At 57.7% G+C, this 21,185-nt stretch carries 24 protein-coding genes and 1 tRNA gene; 12 read left to right on the top strand and 13 right to left on the bottom strand.

All coding sequences use genetic code 11. The annotated features are described in order from the left end of the window. Positions 1-72: 72 nt before the first annotated feature. Positions 73-837 carry an imidazole glycerol phosphate synthase subunit HisF gene (hisF, locus tag AC3Y7R_RS07415; RefSeq protein WP_490041416.1) on the top strand — a complete coding sequence of 255 codons (765 nt, stop codon included), beginning with the start codon at positions 73-75 and terminating at the stop codon, positions 835-837. Next, positions 834-1,142: a phosphoribosyl-ATP diphosphatase gene (locus AC3Y7R_RS07420; protein WP_490041387.1), complete on the top strand. Its 309-nt coding sequence runs from the start codon at positions 834-836 to the stop codon at positions 1,140-1,142. The genes hisF and AC3Y7R_RS07420 overlap by 4 nt, the downstream gene beginning before the upstream one ends. A 78-nt stretch (positions 1,143-1,220) precedes the next feature. Here the strand turns inward: AC3Y7R_RS07420 and AC3Y7R_RS07425 are convergent, their stop codons facing one another. Then, complete coding sequence (locus AC3Y7R_RS07425; RefSeq protein WP_490041417.1) at positions 1,221-2,186, bottom strand: hypothetical protein; 966 nt, start codon at positions 2,184-2,186, stop codon at positions 1,221-1,223. A 252-nt stretch (positions 2,187-2,438) separates the two neighbouring features. Here AC3Y7R_RS07425 and AC3Y7R_RS07430 point away from each other — a divergent pair, with 252 nt between their 5' ends. After that, positions 2,439-2,864: a hypothetical protein gene (locus AC3Y7R_RS07430; protein ID WP_490041388.1), complete on the top strand. Its 426-nt coding sequence runs from the start codon at positions 2,439-2,441 to the stop codon at positions 2,862-2,864. A gap of 325 nt (positions 2,865-3,189) precedes the next feature. On the opposite strand, the gene AC3Y7R_RS07435 is transcribed toward AC3Y7R_RS07430, so the two are convergent. Then, positions 3,190-3,273, bottom strand: a tRNA-Tyr gene (locus AC3Y7R_RS07435). A 93-nt stretch (positions 3,274-3,366) separates the two neighbouring features. On the opposite strand from AC3Y7R_RS07435, the gene rlmB reads away from it, so the two are divergent. After that, positions 3,367-4,143 (top strand): 23S rRNA (guanosine(2251)-2'-O)-methyltransferase RlmB, encoded by a 777-nt coding sequence (rlmB, locus tag AC3Y7R_RS07440; protein ID WP_490041389.1) that lies wholly within the window; start codon positions 3,367-3,369, stop codon positions 4,141-4,143. Between the two features lie 204 nt (positions 4,144-4,347). Then, positions 4,348-4,821, top strand: coding sequence for a CoA-binding protein (locus AC3Y7R_RS07445; RefSeq protein WP_490041390.1), 474 nt, complete (start codon positions 4,348-4,350; stop codon positions 4,819-4,821). 30 nt (positions 4,822-4,851) lie between these two features. Here AC3Y7R_RS07445 and AC3Y7R_RS07450 read toward each other — a convergent pair whose 3' ends face one another. Continuing rightward, positions 4,852-5,265 carry a VOC family protein gene (locus tag AC3Y7R_RS07450; RefSeq protein WP_490041391.1) on the bottom strand — a complete coding sequence of 138 codons (414 nt, stop codon included), beginning with the start codon at positions 5,263-5,265 and terminating at the stop codon, positions 4,852-4,854. A gap of 78 nt (positions 5,266-5,343) precedes the next feature. On the opposite strand from AC3Y7R_RS07450, the gene AC3Y7R_RS07455 reads away from it, so the two are divergent. Both AC3Y7R_RS07455 and AC3Y7R_RS07460 read left to right on the top strand, forming a co-directional pair. Beyond that, positions 5,344-6,636 carry an O-acetylhomoserine aminocarboxypropyltransferase/cysteine synthase family protein gene (locus AC3Y7R_RS07455; protein ID WP_490041392.1) on the top strand — a complete coding sequence of 431 codons (1,293 nt, stop codon included), beginning with the start codon at positions 5,344-5,346 and terminating at the stop codon, positions 6,634-6,636. A gap of 130 nt (positions 6,637-6,766) precedes the next feature. Next, positions 6,767-9,307 carry a hypothetical protein gene (locus AC3Y7R_RS07460; RefSeq protein ID WP_490041393.1) on the top strand — a complete coding sequence of 847 codons (2,541 nt, stop codon included), beginning with the start codon at positions 6,767-6,769 and terminating at the stop codon, positions 9,305-9,307. Between the two features lie 9 nt (positions 9,308-9,316). Here the strand turns inward: AC3Y7R_RS07460 and mgtE are convergent, their stop codons facing one another. Beyond that, positions 9,317-10,702: a magnesium transporter gene (gene mgtE, locus AC3Y7R_RS07465; RefSeq protein WP_490041394.1), complete on the bottom strand. Its 1,386-nt coding sequence runs from the start codon at positions 10,700-10,702 to the stop codon at positions 9,317-9,319. A gap of 119 nt (positions 10,703-10,821) precedes the next feature. On the opposite strand from mgtE, the gene guaD reads away from it, so the two are divergent. Continuing rightward, on the top strand, positions 10,822-12,114 hold the full coding sequence (gene guaD / locus AC3Y7R_RS07470) for a guanine deaminase (protein WP_490041395.1): 1,293 nt from the start codon (positions 10,822-10,824) through the stop codon (positions 12,112-12,114). 7 nt (positions 12,115-12,121) lie between these two features. Here guaD and AC3Y7R_RS07475 read toward each other — a convergent pair whose 3' ends face one another. The 4 genes from AC3Y7R_RS07475 to AC3Y7R_RS07490 form a co-directional block, all read right to left on the bottom strand. Further along, complete coding sequence (locus tag AC3Y7R_RS07475; RefSeq protein WP_490041396.1) at positions 12,122-12,646, bottom strand: CAP domain-containing protein; 525 nt, start codon at positions 12,644-12,646, stop codon at positions 12,122-12,124. Between the two features lie 14 nt (positions 12,647-12,660). Beyond that, positions 12,661-14,004 (bottom strand): 8-oxoguanine deaminase, encoded by a 1,344-nt coding sequence (locus AC3Y7R_RS07480; RefSeq protein ID WP_490041397.1) that lies wholly within the window; start codon positions 14,002-14,004, stop codon positions 12,661-12,663. After that, the gene (gene hisN, locus AC3Y7R_RS07485; protein WP_490041398.1) at positions 13,997-14,794 is read right to left on the bottom strand and encodes a histidinol-phosphatase; all 798 of its coding nucleotides are present in this window, start codon (positions 14,792-14,794) and stop codon (positions 13,997-13,999) included. The genes AC3Y7R_RS07480 and hisN overlap by 8 nt, the downstream gene beginning before the upstream one ends. Positions 14,795-14,859: 65 nt before the next feature. Next, positions 14,860-15,216, bottom strand: a complete 357-nt coding sequence (locus AC3Y7R_RS07490; protein WP_490041399.1) for a helix-turn-helix domain-containing protein — start codon at positions 15,214-15,216, stop codon at positions 14,860-14,862. 149 nt (positions 15,217-15,365) lie between these two features. Between AC3Y7R_RS07490 and AC3Y7R_RS07495 the strand changes: the two genes are divergently transcribed. Further along, positions 15,366-16,325: an NADPH:quinone oxidoreductase family protein gene (locus AC3Y7R_RS07495; protein ID WP_490041400.1), complete on the top strand. Its 960-nt coding sequence runs from the start codon at positions 15,366-15,368 to the stop codon at positions 16,323-16,325. Here AC3Y7R_RS07495 and AC3Y7R_RS07500 read toward each other — a convergent pair. Beyond that, positions 16,315-17,199, bottom strand: a complete 885-nt coding sequence (locus AC3Y7R_RS07500; RefSeq protein WP_490041418.1) for a LysR family transcriptional regulator — start codon at positions 17,197-17,199, stop codon at positions 16,315-16,317. The two genes, AC3Y7R_RS07495 and AC3Y7R_RS07500, sit on opposite strands and share 11 nt — an antisense overlap. Before the next feature lie 123 nt (positions 17,200-17,322). On the opposite strand from AC3Y7R_RS07500, the gene AC3Y7R_RS07505 reads away from it, so the two are divergent. Next, a complete protein-coding gene (locus AC3Y7R_RS07505; protein WP_490041401.1) occupies positions 17,323-17,526 on the top strand; it encodes a DUF1127 domain-containing protein in 204 nt (67 codons plus the stop codon). An 18-nt stretch (positions 17,527-17,544) separates the two neighbouring features. Here AC3Y7R_RS07505 and AC3Y7R_RS07510 read toward each other — a convergent pair whose 3' ends face one another. Both AC3Y7R_RS07510 and AC3Y7R_RS07515 read right to left on the bottom strand, forming a co-directional pair. Then, the gene (locus AC3Y7R_RS07510; RefSeq protein ID WP_490041402.1) at positions 17,545-18,333 is read right to left on the bottom strand and encodes a class II glutamine amidotransferase; all 789 of its coding nucleotides are present in this window, start codon (positions 18,331-18,333) and stop codon (positions 17,545-17,547) included. Then, complete coding sequence (locus AC3Y7R_RS07515) at positions 18,317-18,553, bottom strand: DUF6356 family protein (RefSeq protein ID WP_490041403.1); 237 nt, start codon at positions 18,551-18,553, stop codon at positions 18,317-18,319. The genes AC3Y7R_RS07510 and AC3Y7R_RS07515 overlap by 17 nt, the downstream gene beginning before the upstream one ends. Positions 18,554-18,658: 105 nt before the next feature. Here AC3Y7R_RS07515 and AC3Y7R_RS07520 point away from each other — a divergent pair, with 105 nt between their 5' ends. Both AC3Y7R_RS07520 and AC3Y7R_RS07525 read left to right on the top strand, forming a co-directional pair. Further along, positions 18,659-19,120, top strand: a complete 462-nt coding sequence (locus AC3Y7R_RS07520) for an Lrp/AsnC family transcriptional regulator (RefSeq protein ID WP_490041404.1) — start codon at positions 18,659-18,661, stop codon at positions 19,118-19,120. A 135-nt stretch (positions 19,121-19,255) separates the two neighbouring features. Continuing rightward, positions 19,256-19,978, top strand: coding sequence for a Bax inhibitor-1/YccA family protein (locus tag AC3Y7R_RS07525; protein ID WP_490041405.1), 723 nt, complete (start codon positions 19,256-19,258; stop codon positions 19,976-19,978). Positions 19,979-20,049: 71 nt separating this feature from the next. Here the strand turns inward: AC3Y7R_RS07525 and AC3Y7R_RS07530 are convergent, their stop codons facing one another. Together AC3Y7R_RS07530 and rpmG are read right to left on the bottom strand one after the other, a co-directional pair. After that, positions 20,050-20,634: a hypothetical protein gene (locus AC3Y7R_RS07530; protein WP_490041406.1), complete on the bottom strand. Its 585-nt coding sequence runs from the start codon at positions 20,632-20,634 to the stop codon at positions 20,050-20,052. A gap of 175 nt (positions 20,635-20,809) precedes the next feature. Continuing rightward, positions 20,810-20,977 (bottom strand): 50S ribosomal protein L33, encoded by a 168-nt coding sequence (rpmG, locus tag AC3Y7R_RS07535; protein ID WP_011454349.1) that lies wholly within the window; start codon positions 20,975-20,977, stop codon positions 20,810-20,812. Positions 20,978-21,185 lie beyond the last annotated feature (208 nt).

Raw genomic sequence — 21,185 nt, forward strand, 5'->3', positions numbered from 1 at the left:
GATGCCAATCACGTCTCTGGCATCGGCGCGCAATTGCCGCTAAAGCTGCGCCAGTCATTCGGAGCCACCTCAATGCTTAAAACCCGCATCATTCCCTGCCTCGACGTCAAAGACGGCCGTGTTGTCAAAGGCATCAACTTTGTTGACCTGATCGACGCGGGCGACCCTGTTGAAGCCGCCAAAGCCTATGACGCGGCGGGCGCGGACGAGTTGTGCTTCCTCGATATCAACGCCACGCATGAAAATCGCGGCACCATGTTCGATGTCGTCACCCGCACGGCCGAGGCCTGCTACATCCCCCTGACAGTGGGCGGCGGTGTGCGCACCCATGAGGATGTGCGCAAATTGCTTTTAGCTGGCGCAGACAAAGTAAGCTTCAACTCCGCCGCCGTAGCAAACCCCGATGTGGTGCGCGAGGCTGCCAACCGGTTCGGGTCGCAATGCATCGTGGTGGCGATTGACGCAAAAACCGTCTCGCCCGGAAAGTGGGAAATATTCACCCATGGCGGGCGCAAATCCACAGGCATCGACGCAGTGGAATTTGCCAAAACCGTGGTTGCCAAAGGTGCTGGCGAAATCTTGCTAACCTCTATGGACCGCGACGGCACACGCGCGGGCTTCAACCTGCCCCTAACGCGCGCCATCGCGGATGCGGTCGCGGTTCCGGTGATTGCATCGGGCGGCGTCGGCACGCTAGATCACTTGGTCGAGGGCGTCACCAAAGGGCGCGCTGACGCAGTTCTAGCGGCGTCCATTTTTCACTTCGGAGATTTCACAATTGCCGAGGCCAAAGCCCATATGGCCAAGGCCGGACTGCACATGAGGATAGGCGCATGACCCTAGACGATCTAGAAGCCATCATCACAGCGCGCAAAACCGCCGACCCTGACAGCAGCTGGACCGCAAAACTGCTCTCCAAAGGCCCGGAAAAATGCGCCGAGAAATTTGGCGAAGAAGCCATCGAGGCCATCATCGCCGCCGTCAAAGATGATCGCGAAAACCTCACCAACGAGGCCGCCGATGTGCTCTACCACCTACTGGTCATGCTCGCCGCACGCGACGTGGCCCTCAGCGATGTAATGGAAATTTTGCAAGCCCGCACCGCCCAATCCGGCCTGTCTGAGAAAGCCGCCCGAGACTAGACACCACCAAAACAGTTTCTTTTTGCCAAAAATACTCCCCCCGGAGGGGCGGCCAGCCAAGCCCTCAAACCAACGACACTACCGCATCCATAACTTCGCGCGCTTGATCTGGTTGCGCAAAGCTTGCTCGCGGCGCGGCAGGTTATCGCGGTCAAACATTTCGCGCACTTTATGGCCCTTCTTTTGAAAAACCATCCGCCGGATCGGCTCATATTGCTTGAGCACCTTCTTCAGTTTGTTAGGCGCGCAAACCTCTTCCAAAACCCGCACCACCTCGTCACGCTCGCGCGCATATAGCAGCGGTAGCACCCGATAATGGCAGGTCACATCGTGATCCAACGCCTCAGATACTTCCGGCACGCGTCCACCGCCCAGCGCGTGTATCGTCAGGGGCAAGGCCACCTGATCCAACCATGGGCGCATTTCCTGACACACCAACTCTTCCGGAGGCTCGTCGCGGATCAAGCGCGCGTAGTCCAAGAATTTATCTCCAAATTCTTTAGGGCAGCGAAAATAGAAAAATCCGGCATTAAAATAGAGGTATCGCTGCCAGTACTCATCCGGCTGGCTCATATCCAGCGAGCTTTCAAAATCCAACCCGAACTTAGTATAGAGCGAGCCCCAAATCTGGCTATACGTCGGCCCGTATAATTCTTGCTGCGGCCATGTGTTCTCGCGCTTCATCGAGGCCGTTGGGCGATTGAAATCAAACGGTACTTTACTCAAATCACCGGTTATTAACGTATCCGTATCGAGGAATAAAAACGGCTCGTCCTCAGGCAAAACCTGCAACGCCTCGATCTTATTGCCATAGGGGTAGCCGCACCCAAACACCTTATTTTCAAACGGCAAAATCTCCGCGCCCAAAGCCTCAAGCGCCGCACGGACGTCTTGGTTATTCATGCGCGGGTCCGTATCCCAACGGTGGTTGGGCTGTGGCTCGGCGACAATCACCCGCCCCTTAAAATTCGGGTTCGTCTGCCGCAAAGAGGCCACCTGTATCAGCGCCTCATATTGCAGCCGCCCCGCTTGGCCAACCATCATCAGGTTAAATTTCTCTGACTTCAGCACCGGTTTGCCCCCGGCTGCCGCTTTCGACTTCACGGGTTTGGCCTTTGCTTTTTTGGTCTTGGGTTTGCTGCTCTTGGCCATATCAATTTATCTTTCAAGTTTGGACCTATCTTAAATGTATTTCCCAAGCGCCGGAACCCATCTGTGAAACGAGTTGGGAATTGTTTGCATCAAAACACATATCCGCGCGATACTGGCGAAAACCCGCCAATCAGGAGCCAAACCATGCGTGCCTTATCCATCGTTTTCGCCCTCGGCCTTGCCCTGCCTCTTCCCCTAGCATCGCCAGCCACCGCTCAGGGGTTCACGACCTCGGCACAAGTGAAGCCCATCTTGGAATTGATCCGCCCGCAATGGGTCGCCATCCGCCCCTATGAGGGCCAAGATCTGCTCTACATGACGACCTTGCTGACCTATCGTTGCGGGATTGAGCAAATCAGATTTTCATTCAACAACGGAGACCTACAGGTTTGGGAGGGCGAGCCTTGCTACCGCGATGAGGCCTCGCCTATGGCGTTGAAAATGGAGACCCACCTGCCCTATGCCGTCGCGCCGCTTGATAGCTTACAAACGGTGACGATCAACCTGTTGTTCGACGATGGGACAACCATGGAGCACAGCTATACGCGCAAGGATGTGCAAATCGACTAAGGCCCCATATTTGCCAACAAATATAGCTACCTCGGGGCTATAATATAGCGACCTACCTGAAGGCGATATTGGGAAGGAATTAGGCGAAGCGAGCCATGGCTTATTCGCCTCGCACATTAGCACGCCCTAACGCGCAACCATTTCGCGCATGAGCCAGCTAGCGCTTTCGGACCCTCGCACTGAGAGTCGTAGCCTCCGCGTTCTTCTAACAAATAACGGATTTTTCTAACTGTCACTTCTGTATCTCACAGGGCAAAAGCACCAAAAAGACGGTGCGCGGGGATGCCCTCGGATGAGAAAGTGAGCGTTATCAGTGTGATAAAAGTGGTGGGCGACCCTGGAATCGAACCAGGCGTGCGTCTCCGCGAGAGAGTTACAGTCTCCTGCCACACCTTGCGGCCTGTCGCCCACTGGAGCGCTGGATATTAGTCAATCCGCCCCTCGTCAACACGAAAACACCCATCCGCTTGCGCTTTTCTTCGCCAGATGATCTAGACCCCATATGAAGCAGCAAAAACCCGCATGGATCATCCAAAAAGAGCGCGACCGCCGCGCCGCCGCCGCCGAGACCGTTTGGCTCTTTGGCATCCATGCCGTGCGTGATGCGCTGTCCAACCCTTTGCGCGAGCGCTTGCGCCTTGTCGTGACCAAGAATGCCGCTGACCGGCTGGCCGAAGACATCGCCAAGTCCGGGATGGAACCTGAAATTTCCGATCCGCGCAAATTTGCCGCCCCGATTGACCCGCAATCCGTGCATCAGGGCGCCGCCTTGGAGGTCAAGCCGCTGGATTGGGGCAACCTAACCGAGATCTGCGCGCCGCGCGGCAAGAACTCTCGCGTGATCTTGCTCGACCGCGTGACTGATCCGCATAATGTGGGGGCCATCCTGCGCTCGGCAGAAGTCTTTGGCGCGCGCGCCGTGATCGCGCCACAACGCCATTCCGCGCCCGAAACCGGCGCGCTGGCCAAAACAGCCTCCGGCGCATTGGAGCGCCAGCCCTATCTGCGCATTCGCAACCTTGCCGCCACGATGGAGGCCTTGCAAGAGATGGGCTACCTGCTGGTGGGCCTTGATGAAACCGGCGACACCACGCTGGAGGCCATCGCGCAAGATCAACCCATCGCATTGGTGCTGGGCGCAGAAGGCCCTGGCCTGCGTGACAAAACCAAAGAGACCTGCGACACGCTGGCTCGCATTGATCCGGTTGGTGAGTTTGGCTCCCTCAATGTCTCGAACGCCGCCGCCGTGTCGCTGTTCGCGGTGGGACGCTCCAACTAAACCTGTTCACATCTTTGTAAGAATTGTAGCAATCACCGCTGAGCGCCCCCACATCTTATGCATGGGCAACGCTTTGGAACAGCGCGCCCGGTTTTACTGTCCCTCGTTCCATAACTGCGCCCATGGCTCCCCTTCCATGGGCGCATTTTTATGTGCAACGCACCAGCCCTTGCCCCCCTTCAAAGATCACCGCATAAAACACCTATGGATTACTCTGACGAACACCTGAGACAGATTTTACAAAGCACCAAGATCGTGGCCTGCGTTGGCGTCTCGACCAATCCGGTGCGCCCCAGCTATTTCGTTGCGCGCTATCTGACCCTCAAGGGGTTTACGGTGATTGGGGTCAACCCCGGACAAGCGGGCAAGGTGCTGTTCGGGCAAACCATCGTCGCCAGCCTATCCGACATCCCCAAAGATGCGCCCGTCGATATGGTTGATATTTTTCGCCGCCCCGATGCTGTGCCTGCCATTGTGGACGAAGCGCTTGAGGTCCTGCCCAACCTGCGCACGATTTGGATGCAAATCGGCGTCACCCATGAGGACGCCACGACCAAAGCGCAGGCCGCAGGTAAAACCGTTATCCAAGACCGCTGCCCAAAGATCGAGTATCAACGCCTGTTTGAAGAATTGCGCAAAGGCGGCTTTAACACCGGCATTATCTCGTCCAAGCTTTGAGCTCTGGCATGCCCATGCAGCCCGACCAAGCTAGCTTGCAAACACGCCCGACAAATCGCGAAAACCTTTGATTTCAATTGGGTTTCCCGATGGGTCGCGGAAGAACATCGTCCATTGCTCGCCCGGCTCGCCCTCAAAGCGCACGGATGGCGCCAGAACCCATTGCGTCCCCGCGCCCTCTAGCCGATCTGCCAAGGCACGCCAGTCCTCATAGCCCAACACCAGCCCCAAATGCGGCATTGGCACCATGTGACCGCCAACTTTACCTGTCAGCGCATTGGCAAAAGGCGTCCCCAGATGCAGCGACAATTGGTGGCCAAAGAAGCTGAAATCCACCCAAGTCTCGGTCGAGCGCCCCTCAGAGCAGCCCAAAACCCCGCCATAAAAGGCGCGCGCGGCTTCAAGGTCGGTAACATGGTAGGCGAGGTGAAATGGGGTCAACATAGCGCCGACTACACACCATTGTGACCCGACTGCCAACCCTCTAGGCTCCAAACAAACGACACACCAAGGGAGAGCAAAATGTCCGACACACCAAATTACGGCTTCGACACGTTACAAATCCACGCGGGCGCACGCCCTGACCCTGCCACGGGCGCACGGCAAACGCCGATTTACCAAACCACCGCCTATGTGTTTCGCGATGCCGAGCACGCCGCCGCGCTGTTTAACCTACAAGAGGTCGGCTACATCTATTCGCGCCTGACCAACCCGACCATTGCCGTGCTGCAAGAACGCATCGCCACACTTGAAGGCGGCGTCGGGGCTGTGTGTTGCTCGTCAGGGCACGCCGCGCAATTGATGGCGCTGTTTCCGCTGATGCTACCGGGCTGCAACGTCGTGGTCTCAAACCGCCTTTACGGCGGCTCGGTCACGCAGTTCTCTCAAACAATCAAACGCTTTGGCTGGGACGCCAAGTTCGTCGATATAGATGACCTCGATGCGGTGAAAGCAGCCATCGACGACAACACCCGTGCAATTTTTGGCGAAGCGATTGCCAATCCCGGCGGCCATATCATGGATGTGCGTGCTGTAGCCGATGTGGCCGATGGCGCGGGCATTCCGCTGATCATCGACAACACCACCGCCACGCCGTACCTGTGCCGCCCGATTGAGCATGGCGCGACATTGGTCGTCCACTCCACCACCAAATACCTCACAGGCAATGGCACTGTAATGGGCGGCTGCGTTGTCGATAGCGGCAAGTTTGACTGGGCTGCATCGGGCAAATTTCCGTCCCTCAGCGCGCCAGAGCCTGCGTACCATGGCCTTGTATTCGCTGAGACATTTGGCCCGCTGGCCTTCACGTTCCACGGCATCGCCATCGGGCTGCGCGACTTGGGCATGACCATGAACCCGCAGGCCGCGCATTACACCTTGATGGGGATCGAGACCCTTAGCCTGCGCATGGATCGCCATGTCGAGAACGCCGAAAAGATCGCCGCGTGGCTGGAGGCGGATCCGCGCATTGCCTCCGTGACCTATGCGGGCCTGCCCTCGTCGCCCTACTTTGAGCGCGCCAAAACTGTCTGCCCTAAAGGCGCCAGTGGCTTGTTCACCTTCGCGATCAAAGGCGGCTACGAGGCCTGCGTTAAGCTGGTCGATAGCCTAGAGATTTTCTCCCATGTGGCCAATCTGGGCGACACCCGCTCACTGATCATCCACTCGGCCTCGACCACACACCGCCAGCTCACCGCAGAGCAGCAAAAAGCTGCCGGTGCCGGCCCGGACATGGTGCGCGTCTCAATCGGCACCGAGGACGTTGCGGATTTGATCGCAGATCTGGATCAAGCGCTCGCAAAAGCCACATCTTAAAACCTTTCCGCCCCCTGTATCTGCTTAGGGGGCGGTTTAACTTTCTTCCAATCTCAATGTGATATATCCTTGGCTTGTTAAGGCTTTGCCCTTGCAATCACATGAGACTAGACAAGATGGCACACCCCGCATGAGACCAAATTTCGCCCTCAACATGTCGGAGGACGGCATTGTCCTTTTGCACCGCCACGCCTCGGGCGCTGGCTGGGTGGAAATCGGGACGGCGGCACTCGACAGCCCTGACCTAGGTGCGGCCTTGGCCCAGCTACGCGATCAGGCCGAGGCGATTGAAGGCCCAAATTTCACCACCAAGCTGATCTTGCCCGCGTCACAATTGCTTTATGCCACCATTATAGTCGACGGCGACTTGGCGGGTGATGTTGAGCACGCCCTAGAAGAGCGCACGCCTTATACCGCTGCCCAGCTTAGCTATGCCATTTCCGGCACGCCCCCCGAGGTGCAGGTTGTCGCCGTCGCGCGCGACACTCTGGCAGAAGCCGAAGGTTTCATCGGTCCCTATGGCTTCAACCCAGTGGGATTCACTACAGTTCCAGACCCCGACCACTTCGAGGGCGAGCCGAATTTAGGCCCGATGCCCTCTGTTGGCGGCGCAGGTCTGGGCACCGACGATGTGCCTGTGCGTATCCTGTCGCAAGATGCGGCTAAGGCCTTACTTACCGAGCAATCAAAGCCCGCGCCTGCTTCGCCTGAGATCACGGAAGACACAGCAGACGACACCCCGCCTGCCCCAAAAGTTAATACGGTTGAGGTCAATGCCGGGCCGCCCCAAGAACCGGACCTGCCAGTTACGCCGCCTGCGGCTTTCTCGTCACGGCGGCGTCCAACCCTTGGGCCAGCCTCGCAAACTGGCGAGCTGATCGCATCACGCGCGCCACGTATCGCGGTCCCGACCGAAGAGCTGCGCAAGACCCCAGCAAGCAAGAAACCGCCAAAGGTGAAATCCCGTGCTAAGGCGAAAGAAACGGCGAAAGCCAAACCAGAAGCACCAGTTTCAGCACCAATTGCGCCGCCCAGAACCACGCCACCACCTGCGGTCGCGAAGGCGATTGCCAAGACCCGCGAGCCTAAGCCTGAAAAGACTTCAGGACTGGCCACCGCCTTTAAAAAGGGGTTTTCCGCCCTACGCCCCACGGCCAAAGAAGCGCCCGTGGACGATTTTGTGGCACCGGTATCTGAAACGCTAATCGCAGAAAAACCCGATCCCATTGCCGAATTGGCCGCACGCCAAGCCGCAGGAAAACCGCGCCATCTTGGCTTGATCCTGACCGCGATCTTGATTGCAGCCTTGCTTCTTTTTGCCGCCCTGTCGTCCTATCTGCTGCCCGACAACACATTGGCTCGCCTGCTTAGTGGGGCCGCCCCGGAGGCCGAGCAGGCGAGCACGGCTGACACAACAAGCTTCACACCTGAGCTTGAGACCGGCGACCGTCTTGCCTCTCGGCCTGAACAGTCTGGTGATCAGATCTTCACCTTCCCCACAACCGAAGAAATTGCAGAGTCCGAGACGCCGGAGCCAGAAATTCTGCCGCCATCAAGCCTCTCCACAACTGAGGCAGAAATCGCCTATGCGGTCTCCGGAATTTGGCAAATGGCCCCCGATTTGCGCCCGGAAATGACCCGACAAGACCTCGATGACCTGTATGATAGCACCTTGGATCCCGGCATAGCCTTTGAAGACGCGCCCGCTTTGGCCAGCTTTGACGCCACCGCGCGGGCCTTAGATTTTACCGTCCCCGCCGCCCCTCCTGCCGCGTCGATCCTGTTTAGCCTAGACACGCGCGGCCTTGTGCGCCCGACCAAGGAAGGCACACTCAACCCTGATGGGATTATGGTTTTCCTCGGCAAACCGCCGTTTGTGCCGGGACCGCGCCCTGAGGGCCTTGTGCCGGACGCCCCGACAGACGCGCAGACCGCTACGGACACGCCGATTACCCCCGAGGAGGATGCCGCCCCAGTTGCAGATAGCCGCCTCGCGGGGTTTACACCGCGCCAACGCCCTACCGACCTGCAAGAACGCTTTGAGCGCGCCACCTTGGGCGGGCGCACCAATAACGAGCTTGGCAAAATTCGCCCGCAAATACGCCCTGCATCTGCCCAAGCCAAAGCACGCAAAGCCGCCATTGCCCGCGCCTTGGCTGAAGCAGACGCCACGGCAAAAGAGGACGAAGCCCGCGCCGCGGCACAAGCCGCCGCCGAAGCCGAGTTAGACAAGCCAACAAAACAAGCAGTGGCCCGCTCCGTGCGCCCGAACACCCGCCCGCGCAATTTTGCCCGCGTCGTGGCCCGCGCGCGCAAGACAACGCCCAAGAAATCCACCCCCGCGGCGGCGGCCTCTACGGCGGCAATTTCACGCGCTACTGGCCCCGCAGTGGCCCGCTCCAGCCGTGCATCGCCTTCTGGAACTACCCGCGCATCGGTGGCGCGTGCAGCAACGGATAACAACGCCATCGCCCTTGGGAAAGTGTCACTGGTCGGGGTGTTCGGCACGTCTTCCAACCGCCGCGCCTTGGTCCGCATGCCCAACGGCCGCATTAAGAAAGTGGGTGTAGGCGACCGGGTGGATGGCGGCCGGATTGCAGCTATTGGCGAAAGCCTGTTGAAATACACCAAAGGCGGGCGCACGGTGACGCTAACAATGCCCAAAGGCTAAGTGTAAATCCTAGACCAGCAACATCGCCGCCAATCCAAGGAAGGCGAAAAAGCCAACAACGTCAGTCACCGTCGTCACGAACGCCCCCGAGGCCAACGCCGGATCAACGCCGGCTTTTTCCAACCCGACAGGGATCAATATCCCCGCCAAAGCGGCGACCACCATGTTGACCACCATGGCGATTGCAATCACCACCCCCAGCATCGGCGTGCCAAACCAGATAACGCCCACGATCCCCATCACAGCCGCAAATATCAGCCCGTTCACCAGCCCCGCCAACGCCTCACGGCGCACCACGCGCCACACGTTTGACCCGGTAAGGTCTTTCGTGGCCATGGAACGCACGGCCACAGTCAGCGATTGCGTCCCCGCGTTGCCCCCCATGGAGGCCACGATTGGCATGAGCACGGCCAAGGCCACGATCTGCTCCAAAATGAGTGAAAACTGCGAAATAACCAAACTTGCCAAAATAGCCGTGAGCAAGTTCACTCCCAACCAAGGCAAACGCTGGCGCACGGTCTCCAAGGTGCGGTCGGACAGGCTTTCTTCGCCGCTGACCCCGGCAAGACGCAAGATGTCTTCTTCGGCCTCATCATCGAGCACAACCATCGCGTCGTCGATGGTAATGACGCCCACCAAACGGTCATCTTCGTCCACCACGGGGGCCGAAATCAGGTGGTATTGGTTGAACGCGTAGGCCACGTCTTCTTCGGGTTGCGACACAGGAATGGTGCGAAAACTATCCTCAGTAATTGAGGTCAGCTTGACGTCCCGCGGACTTCCCAGAAGTTTTCCCAAGGTCACATGGGCTGTCGGATGATAGCCCGGATCAACCAAAATTACGTGGTAGAATTGCTCTGGCAGATCATCTTCCCGACGCAAGAAATCAATCGCATCGCCCACATTCCAATGCTCTGGCGCAACAACCAGTTCGCGCTGCATCAACCGGCCAGCAGAGTGCTCAGGGTAGCTAAGCGCCAACTCGATCGCAACGCGGTCAACGTCCTTTAGCGCGTCGAGGATCATCTCTTGCTGCGCGTCCTCCAGATCTTCGACAAGATCCACCACATCGTCGGAATCCATCTCGCGAACGGCTTCAGACAGCACACCGCTTGGCAGAAACTCGATTACCTCCTCGCGCAGATTTTCATCCAGTTCCGAGAGGATGTCGCCATCAATCCCCATGGACCACAGACCCAAAAGCGCACGGCGCTCTGCGGGGCTAATTTGTTCCAGAACATCGGCAACGTCGGCGGGGTGCAGCGGGTTTAACACCGTGTCGATCGCGATGGCATCCATCGCTTCAATGGCCGAAAGCACGCCGCCAATCAGCCCACGCTCCAGTTTGTAATCGCCCTCAGAGGTGTCCGGCAGATCGGTCAGGTCATCGGCCATGATCTACAAGCTCCTGCGCTCAGAAAGGGACATTGTTCAAATCATACCGAAGCATGACGCAAAGCAACAGGCGCAATCTGCAATTCCCTTCGCGCATCAGCCACGCTACTCATTGTGCCATGAACACAAACACACAAATCCTGCTGGGCCAAACTCTGGGCTTCGACGCCGACCCGTTTCGCGCCCCCATTAACGACGCCTCTCGTTTCGAGCAACACGGTGCCGTTGTTGTTGAAAATGGCTTGGTCAAATACGCAGGCCCCGCCAATAGCGCCCCGCGCCCACAAGGCGCGAAGGTCACAGATTACGGCGACGGGCTAATCATGGCGGGCTTTGTTGACGCGCATTTGCACTACCCGCAGACCGCGATGATTGCCAGTTGGGGCAAGCGGCTGATTGACTGGCTCAACAGCTACACCTTCCCCGAAGAGGCCCGCTTTGCCGATCCAGACTATGCCACCCAGATCGCAGATCGCTACTTCGATATAGCCCTATCCAATGGCACCACCACCTCCGTCAGCTATGCCACGATCCATCCCGCCAGCGTGGACGCATATTTTAGCGCCGCCCAAGCCCGTGGCCTGCGCGCGCTCACTGGCAAAACCTGCATGGACCGCAACGCGCCAGATGATCTGCGCGACACCGCGCAATCAGCCTATGATGACAGCAAAGCCCTGCTGGAAAAATGGCACGGTGTGGACCGGCTTGGCTATGTCATCACCCCGCGATTTTCCCCCACCTCAACACCAGATCAACTGGCCGCCTTGGGCGCGCTTTGGGCCGAGCACCCAGACTGTTTGATGCAAACCCACATCTCCGAGCAACACGAAGAAATCGCGTGGGTCAAAGAGCTATTCCCGCAATCGCGCGACTATCTTGATACCTACGAGGCCCATGGCCTGTTGGGCGATCGCGCCCTTTTTGGCCACGCAATCTATCTTACCCAGCGCGAGCAAGACCGCCTGCGCGAGGTCGGCGCAGGCCTGGTGCATTGCCCAACATCAAACACCTTCATTGGCTCTGGCATTTTCCAAATGGCCCAGATGAAAGCCGCTGGGCAGCGCGTTGGCCTCGCCACTGACATTGGCGGCGGATCCTCGTTTTCAATGTTGCGCACGATGGCCGCCGCCTACGAGTTAAGCCAACTTAACGGCCACGCCCTGCACCCGGCTCAGCTTTTATGGCTGGCAACCTGTGGCTCGTCACAAGTGCTGCATTTGTCGGATAAAATCGGCAATCTTGCTGTGGGGATGGAGGCCGATTTGGTTGTCCTTGACCTTGCCTCAACCCCCGCCATTGCCCAGCGGTCCGCACGCGCTGATAATATTTGGGAAGCTGTTTTCCCCACCATTATGATGGGCGATGACCGCGCCACCAAGGCCGTGTGGGTCAACGGCAAACTTCACCAATAGTCGGCACTCAACCGCAGCCATCACGCCCAAATACCAGCACCCAGTAATCCCCATCAGCGCGCGCTGCGCCGTATTCGCGTGGCTCTTTCGATAAGTTGTTAACCCGGTGCCCGGGGCTGTCCATCCAGCCCTGCATCACGGTTGACGCATCGTGCCACCCTTGCGCAATATTCTCGGCCACATAGCAAAATTGATAGCCCTGCGCGCGAACCCGAGTTGAGGGTTTCGAGCCGTTCGATCCGCCATGGCTAAAGAAGCCAACCCGCGCCATATCCAACGCATGTGCGCGCGCCGCAGCGCTCAGTTTTGGGTTTTCACTTAGCGCAGGCAACCCATGCTCTGCGCGCTTAGCATTCAACAGCGCCCCGATATCCGCGCGCGAGGCCGCAGATGCATGCGCCACAACTGGCGTCGCCACGGGGGGTAAATCGGACTGCACAGAAGGTATCGCAACCGCTGAGGGCGCGTCAGGCACGCAGCCCGAAACCAGCCCACATATCATTGTTATGGCAAAGATCGAGCGGATCATCATGGCCCATCTCCTCCTTAAAGCTGCTCAGCCAATTTCAAAGCAAGTCGGTTTTGTTTGGCAATCGTAGCACCAAGATCAAACGTCGCAAACTGGCCGTCGCGGATCACTTCGCGCCCCTCAACTATCAAATCGCGCACCCGCGTTGGCCCTGCCAAAAGCAGCGCGGCCGGGTCCCATGACCCCGCACTCTCGATGCCACTGACATCCCAAATGGCGATATCCGCGCGATAGCCTTCGCGGATTTGGCCGCACTCATTGCCGCGCCCTAACACTTGCGCGCCGCCGCGCGTAGCTATTTCCAATGCCTCGCGTGCTGACATCGCATCGGCACCGCGCGCAACACGTTGCAACAACATCAATTGGCGCGCCTCGCCGATCAAATTTCCCGCATCATTAGAGGCAGATCCATCCACCCCCAAGCCCACAGGCACGCCCGCATCACGCATCGCACGCACCGGTGCTATCCCTGATCCAAGGCGGCAATTTGAGCAGGGGCAATGCGCCACGCCCGTTTTGGTGCGGGCAAATAAATCAATTTCTTCGCCATCCAGCTTGACGCAATGCGCGTGCCAAACGTCTTCGCCAACCCAGCCCAATTCTTGTGCGTATTGTCCCGGACGGCAGCCAAATTTCTCTAGGCTATAGGCGATATCTTCGTCATTTTCTGCCAGATGCGTGTGCAACATCACGCCCTTATCGCGCGCCAGCAGCGCCGCATCGCGCATCAACTCGCGACTTACGGAAAAGGGCGAGCACGGCGCCAAACCCACCCGCACCATCGCGCCCGGGCTGGCATCATGGAACCGATCCACCACGCGAATGCTATCTTGCAAAATGGCATTTTCTCGCTCGACCAATGCGTCAGGCGGCAGGCCACCATCGCTCTCGCCAATGCTCATCGCGCCGCGCGTTGGGTGGAACCGCAGACCCACCTCCGCAGCGGCATGAATAGTGTCATCCAACGTGGAGCCATTGGGGAACAGGTACAAATGATCCGAGGTCATCGTGCAGCCCGACAAAGCCAATTCAGCCAGCCCCACCTGCGCCGAGGTGAACATCTCTTCAGGACCAAAGCGCGCCCAAATCGGATAAAGCGTCTTGAGCCAGCCAAATAACAGCGCATCTTGGCCGCCCGGCACCGCGCGGGTCAGGCTTTGATACAGGTGGTGATGCGTGTTTACCAAGCCCGGCGTCACCACACAGCCCTTTGCATCAATGCTTTCGCCAACACAGCTTAGCCCATGCCCGATCTGCGCAATCACCCCGTCGCGTATCACCACATCAGCGCCCGCAAGCTCGCGGCGTGTATCATCCATAGTCAAAATCGTATGGGCGTTTTTGATCAGTAGCTCAGACATATCTGGACAGAACTTTCAGCGCCGCGGCATGCAATTCGGGCGTCGCCGCCGCCAATGCTGTGCCGCCCTGATCGGCTGGCCCGCCTTGCCAATTGGTGACGATCCCACCTGCGGCCTCGATCACGCCGATGGGGCCTTGAATATCATAGGCGGCTAGACTTGCCTCAACCACCAAATCTACCTGTCCCAGCGCCAGCAACGCATAAGCGTAGCAATCCATGCCGTAGCGCGTCAGTTGGCATTGCTGGGCTAAATCGTGAAACGCGCGCCCTTCCACTTCACTGCCCACTTCGGGAAATGTCGTGAAAATTGTAGCTTTCGCCAATTCGGTCACGCCCGAAGTTTTAAGCGTCCCTGACCCATGCGGCCCGGTGAAATCTGCACGCCCGAAACCGCCCAGAAACCGCTCGCCGATATAGGGCTGATCAATCATGCCCATAATCACGCGCGTACCGTCATGCAGCGCAATCAGCGTCCCCCATGTTGGCGTGCCAGAGATATAGCCGCGCGTGCCATCAATCGGATCCAGCACCCAAGTCAGGCCGGATTTGCTGGCTTTATTGCCCAGTTCCTCGCCCAAAATGCCGTCCTCAGGGCGCTCGGCCTCGATCAGATCACGCATTGCTTTCTCAGCGGCGCGGTCCGCCACAGTGACCGGATCAAAGCCGCCATCCAGCTTATTGGCCGTCTCGAGGTTTGCACCCCGGAAGTATGGCAGGGTTTCGCCGCGCGCGGCCTCTGCCAAGCGGTGAGCCAGCCGCACCAAGTCTTTTTTCAGAGTGTCGTCCATTCCCGCGCCCCATGTTTTGCCTTACCATCTTTGTCGCGTGGGTGGGCAATGGGATCAAGCACCGATTACGATGTCACGGCAACGCTTTCTTGATAGCTTTCGGCCAACTGACGCAAGCGGCGACGCTCCACCTCTGGCATCGTGCGATAAAACTGGATCAGGGTTTCGGTTTCCAACAACTCATCAAATTTCTTTTCAGCGGCACTCTCTAGGCCATGGAAAAAGTACGCGACCGGAACTTCCAAAGCTTGCGCCATATCCCACAACCGCGAGGCAGACACCCGGTTTGATCCGGCCTCGTACTTCTGAACCTGTTGAAACCGCACGCCAAGTGCCTCTGCCAATTCACCTTGGGTCATCCCGACCATCCACCGCCTGTGCCGCAGGCGTTTTCCTACGTGAATATCAACGGCATGTGCCACGACAGAGTTCTCCTTATTTGATCTCATTACTGTGAAGGTGAGAAAGCAAATAATTCATTAATACTCCAAATTTTCTACATCTTTCAGTTTGCAATGGCCTCTGGCATACCTCTTGGATAGAATTTGCAGCATCGCTTAAGGAGCCACAAATGCGCGCATTTCAGGTCGTCGACTATAACAGCCCACCCGTTTTGCAAGAGGCCCCGCAGCCCGAGCCCCTTGCGGGCAACGTGCTGATAAAGATTGAAGCCTGCGGATTAAATTTTGCCGACCTGTTGATGGTCAAAGGCACCTATCAGGAGCGCCCAAGCGTGCCCTTCACCCTTGGTATGGAGGTCGCAGGGACGGTTGTGGCACAAGGAGATGGCGTGACCCAGCCCGAAATCGGGTCGCGGGTCGCAGTGTTTGGCGGGCACGGCGGCTTGGCTGAATACGGCACCTTCCCGGCGTCGCTATGTGTGGCCCTGCCTGACGACATGGATTTCCCGACGGCAGCGGCCTTTCAGGTGGCTTATTCGACCTCTCATGTCGCGCTGGACTACCGCGCGCAACTAAAACCAGGCGACACCTTGCTGGTCCTTGGGGCGGCAGGCGGTGTAGGGCTGACGGCAGTGGAATTGGGCAAGTTGATGGGGGCGACGGTCATCGCCGCGGCCCGCGGGCAGGCCAAGCTCGACGTTTGCCAAAGGGCCGGCGCGGATTATTTGATCGACACAGACACGGATGATTTGCGCGAGGTGGTGAAATCTTTGGGCGGTGCAGATGTGGTTTATGATCCGGTGGGGGGCGACTTGTTCACTGCCGCCCTGCGTGCCTGCAAGCCAGAGGCGCGCCTGCTGACCATTGGCTTTGCCTCTGGCACGGTGCCGAAAATCGCCGCCAATCACCTACTGGTCAAAAATATCAACGTGATCGGCTTTTATTGGGGCGGCTACCTGAAGTTTAAACCGCAGGTGTTAACTGACAGCCTAACGCAGCTCTCGAAGTGGTATTCCGAGGGTAAACTCCACCCCCACATTAGCCATGAATTGCCGCTGGCACAGGCGAGCGAGGGGCTGGAATTGCTCCGCACACGCCGCTCCACCGGCAAAGTGGTGATCACGCTGTAAGCGCGACAGGCTCCTTCGGGGCCCATTCAGACAAATAGGCATCGTGGATCATGTCACGCAGAGCCCTCATGATCGGACCTTCAGACGCCTGTAGATACAACACAATGCGCGACTGGCCGGGGCTAGGTAAAACCCCGTCATGCTCTATCGGGCCGGTTTGGCGCGGGTAGACGCCTTTGATCGCCGCGTGGATTGCCAGATCGGCGCTAACCACGGCCTCCACCGCATTGTCAAAATCAGAATTAACGACCATGTCCCAATCAAGCTCCGCCTCATCAAGCTTCTTCAACACGCCGGAGCGAAAGATGCAGTTTTTACAAAAGGCCACAGGCAGGGGGCGGTTTTTCCAAGCCGTGCCACCAATTGCCCCGATCCAAATCAAAGGAAGCGTGACCAAAGTTTCACCCCCGGGACCGGGGTGTTCTTCGGTGGTCAAGATCGCATCGCATTCACCGCGCCCGAACATCTCGCGCAACTGCCGTGTCGGGGCAGAGACCAGCCGCATTTGCACACGCGGGAAGTCAGCGGCAAAGCGGCGCAGGATCGGCGGGATATAAGGGTAGATAATGTCATGCGGCACGCCGAGGACGACCTCTCCCTCATATTCTTTCGCCGTCAGGCGTGTGTATATCTCATCATTCAGTGTCAACATCCGGCGCGCATAGCTGAGCAATTGCTCGCCCTCGGCGGTCAGGGAAACTGAGCGGTTAGAGCGGTCCAGTAAAGACACATCTAACGACTCCTCCAAGCGCTTGAGCTGCATCGACACCGCAGATTGTGTCAGATGCAAAAAACCTGCGGCCTTCGTGACGCCGCCACTGTCCGCAACCGCCACAAAAGAGCGAAGCGATGTGATGTCCAAATTTCGGGCCATATCAATTCCTGTGATGTGTTTCGTCAAAAGCATTCATTTTTCATATGAAGCACACCATGACATACATATCAACATAAATGATCAAAAAGTGAATTATCATCACAAACCATGAAGGATAAACCAATGACCGATTGCACATCTTCCGTCGCACACTCCCGCCCCGCTCACCGTAGCATCGGCTTTATGAATTATGTTGCGCTGTACCGCCAACGCCGGGCCTTGGCGTCGCTTGACGACACCCGCCTTGCGGATCTGGGTTTGAGCCGTCACGAGGCCAACACCGAGGCGAAGCGCCCCGTCTGGGACGCACCGTTGCACTGGAAATAAGCCGTGACGCCGAAACCTTTAGGCGCAGGCGCGCAGGCCTTCACTCTGTGCGCCGCGTTTTCTAACAATAGTCAAGGTATTGAGGTCAAACGGTTTCCACCCATACCCCGACGCATCAAGCGGCTCTGACGCAACAATTGTGCCGCGACTGTCTGTGCGATGATACAGCGTCGGCGCATGGGCATCACTGGCATAACGCAGCGCAAACATTTTTATCCCATCAGAGAAAACGCAGGTGATCCGGTCGGGCTTGTCACTTGGCAACCGCTCGGCGCTAAGGCGCTCCAACACACGCGACATCGCACCCTGCGGGTCCGTATCCAGCCCCTCATCCAGCAACATCAAGAACAGCAGCTCTGAATCTGTGCTGCCACGACGCAGATCATACATCGCATCTGACAAGCTGGCCTCCAAGCGGCGACGTATCCGCGTGTACCCCCCGATTTGACCATTGTGCATAAAGGACCAGCGCCCGTGAGCAAACGGGTGACAATTGAGCCGCGAGGTCTCGGCCCCGGTCGAGGCGCGCACATGGGCCAAGAACACCGGCGCGTGGATCATTCGGCACAGGCTTGGCAGGTTGCCATCCGACCAAGCAGGCAAAACGTCACGGTACAGGCCCGGCTGTGGCTCGCCCTTTTGATACCAAGAAATCCCGAACCCGTCGCCATTCACCGCCAGCTTCGCCTCGGTGGCGTCTTGGCTTTGGGTCAGTAAAGAATGCGCAGGCGAAATGATGATTTGCTCCAGCGGAACAGGGTCACCGATCCAGGCAGCGAGACGACACATATCAGTGGCGCGTCTCAACCATGGCAGACATGCGCGCAATGAGGCGGCTGGCCGTGGTCTCGAACAAGGCGGGCAGCACGGCATGAACCAAGGCGGCCCCACCCGCGGCAAACAACAACCCCGAGAAGCGCAGCGCAAAGCGCATGTGGCCGAAGTAAGTTTCCCCGACCGAGGCCGGGTGCGCACGCATCGCGGCAAAGAAGCCCAGCTTTTCAGATGTATCGGGACTATCGGACATGGTTTACTCTCCTTGCTGCAATTCAGAGAGATTCCCACAGAGCGCTGGTAAAATCATCTCATAAATACCTTATATATTGCCACTGAATGGGATAATGTCCCACATATGAGTACTGGAATAGATGAAACAGACCGTGCGCTTTTGCGCCTTTTGCAACAAGACGCCACCCTTAGCGTCGATGCGTTGGCTGAGGCCGTGCACCTGTCACGCAACGCCTGTTGGCGACGCATAAAGCGGCTGGAAGAAAGCGGCGTGCTGCGCGCCCGCGTGGCGCTGGTGGACCCTGCCAAGCTTGGCCTTGGCCAGCTGGTCTTTGTGCTGATGCGCGCCGCCGATCACAGCCCCAATTGGCTCAAAGCCTTTGATCACGCGGTCAAAACCCTGCCCGAGATCACCGGCGCGCACAGGATGAGCGGCGATCTGGACTATGTTTTGCGTGTTCAAGTCGCCGATGTGGCGGATTATGACCGGTTTTATAAACGGCTGATATCCATGGTTGCAGTGCGCGATATCTCGGCCAGCTTCGTGATGGAGAACATCAAGGACTCCACTGCCGTGCCAGTTTAGTCAAAACACCTCGAAAATCTGCGCTATACACGACGGAATAGCTTGAAAACCAAGCCAATGTACCCCATTTTTAAACCTGAACGACCCCAAGATGTCCTTGGGGTTATATTATTTCACCTGAAAGGGAGTGTTTTCATGGCTGATTATGAGACTATGGGGTCTGTCGGTGTTGGTAGCCGCTCGGCTGCCGTTGACGCGGGCCTCAAAGCCCATATGAGCAAAATCTACGGCCTGATGTCGATCGCAATGGCGATCACCGGGGTCGTGGCCTATGTTGTAGGCACCAATGAGGCCATGCTGGCCGCCATTTTCGGCACGCCGTTGCGCTATGTTGTGATGTTTGCGCCGCTGGTGATGGTCTTCGCCTTTGGCGCTATGATTAACCGTCTGTCCGCAGGCGCCGCACAGCTTATCTTTTGGGCCTTCGCGGCTCTGATTGGCCTGTCGATCAGCTATATCTTTGCGATCTACACTGGCATCTCTATCGCGCAAACCTTCTTGGTTACGGCCATTTCCTTCGCAAGCCTTAGCTTGTGGGGCTACACCACCAAGAAAGACATCTCTGCATGGGGCTCTTTCCTGATCATGGGCGTGTTTGGACTGATCTTGGCCTCTATCGTCAACATTTTCCTCGGCTCGGGCGCGTTGCAATTTGCGATCTCCACTATCGGCGTGCTGATCTTTGCGGGCCTCACAGCCTACGACACGCAGCGCCTAAAGAATGAATACATCCAGATGTCGCACCACGGCGAAAGCGAATGGTTGGCAAAATCCGCCATCATGGGCGCGCTGAGCTTGTATCTGAATTTCCTGAACATGTTCATGTTCTTGCTGCAATTCATGGGTGGACGCGATTAAGCCGCCCCACCTTAGACAAATAAAAAGGGCCAGCATCACGCTGGCCCTTTTTTTATGACTGTAACCTCTAATCAGCTACAGGTTAACGCATAAACCAATTGAGTTCTCGACCCACCGGACCCAATAGCAAACGGCCCTGCCGCTTTCGAGCATCCGGTGATCTGCGGCAGTGCCGCCTCCATAGCGGCGTTGAGCCCGCCGCCTCCAAGCGCACCCGTCCGGCCTTTAAACACAGCATAAGACGCCGCCCCGACGTCAACGTGAGACACCCTAAGGGCCTGCCCCGCAATGTTCACCGCAGTGCCACCGCCAGCTTCCTTGACAGCAAGCAGAGCATTCGCCCGATGCGCGCTAGAGCCCCCGGACTGCCCTGTGAAGCTCACCGTGCTGAACTCACCCGTCCGCGAAGACGCCGTCCCTTGACGGATCACCCCGTCGCTGGCGGATGCCCCCGCTGCGGCGCGCTGTTTATCGCTGAAAACCGAATAGCCACTTGGTGCAGGAAACACTCCCGGCTCGCCGCGCGCACTGCGCGCCATAAACTCAACTCGTGAACTCGGGCCAAAATGGGCCCCTTCTGACCAATCTCCGTGTACGCCACGCGACCCGGAACAAGCCCCCAGCGCCAGAACAGACAGTATCAATAGCTTATTCACATCAAACACCCCCAATATGTAGTGGGTAGGGTAAAGATGCTGCCTGAGTCCAGCAAGCAAAAAGCCATTAAAACTAGAACCTCATTTAGCCGCCCCGCCACCAGAGCACCACTTAGACAACAAAAAACCGCGCTCAAAGGCGCGGCTTTCTGTATCATAAATAAAGAGCGCGATCTTACTTGATCTTGCCTTCTTTGTATTCAACGTGTTTGCGCGCAACTGGGTCATATTTGCGCACGACCATCTTCTCAGTCATGGTGCGGGCATTCTTTTTGGTCACATAAAAGTGGCCCGTGCCAGCGGACGAGTTCAGGCGGATTTTAATTGTGGTTGGCTTCGCCATCTCACTTCTCCTCTGGATGGACGCGCAAGGATAGAGCGTCCAGAAATTCGGTTGAACCGCCTTGTACGCGCTTGGTGGCCTGAGTCAACCGAGAAAGAGGCACGCAATATCCTAACAAACCAATCAACGCCTTAAGCATACCAACATTAACACAAAACGCAGCAGTCTGACCCCACCGACCCCTCTCTGAGGTGGCCCTAGATTTGTA

The sequence above is a fragment of the Litoreibacter sp. genome (assembly GCF_058136045.1).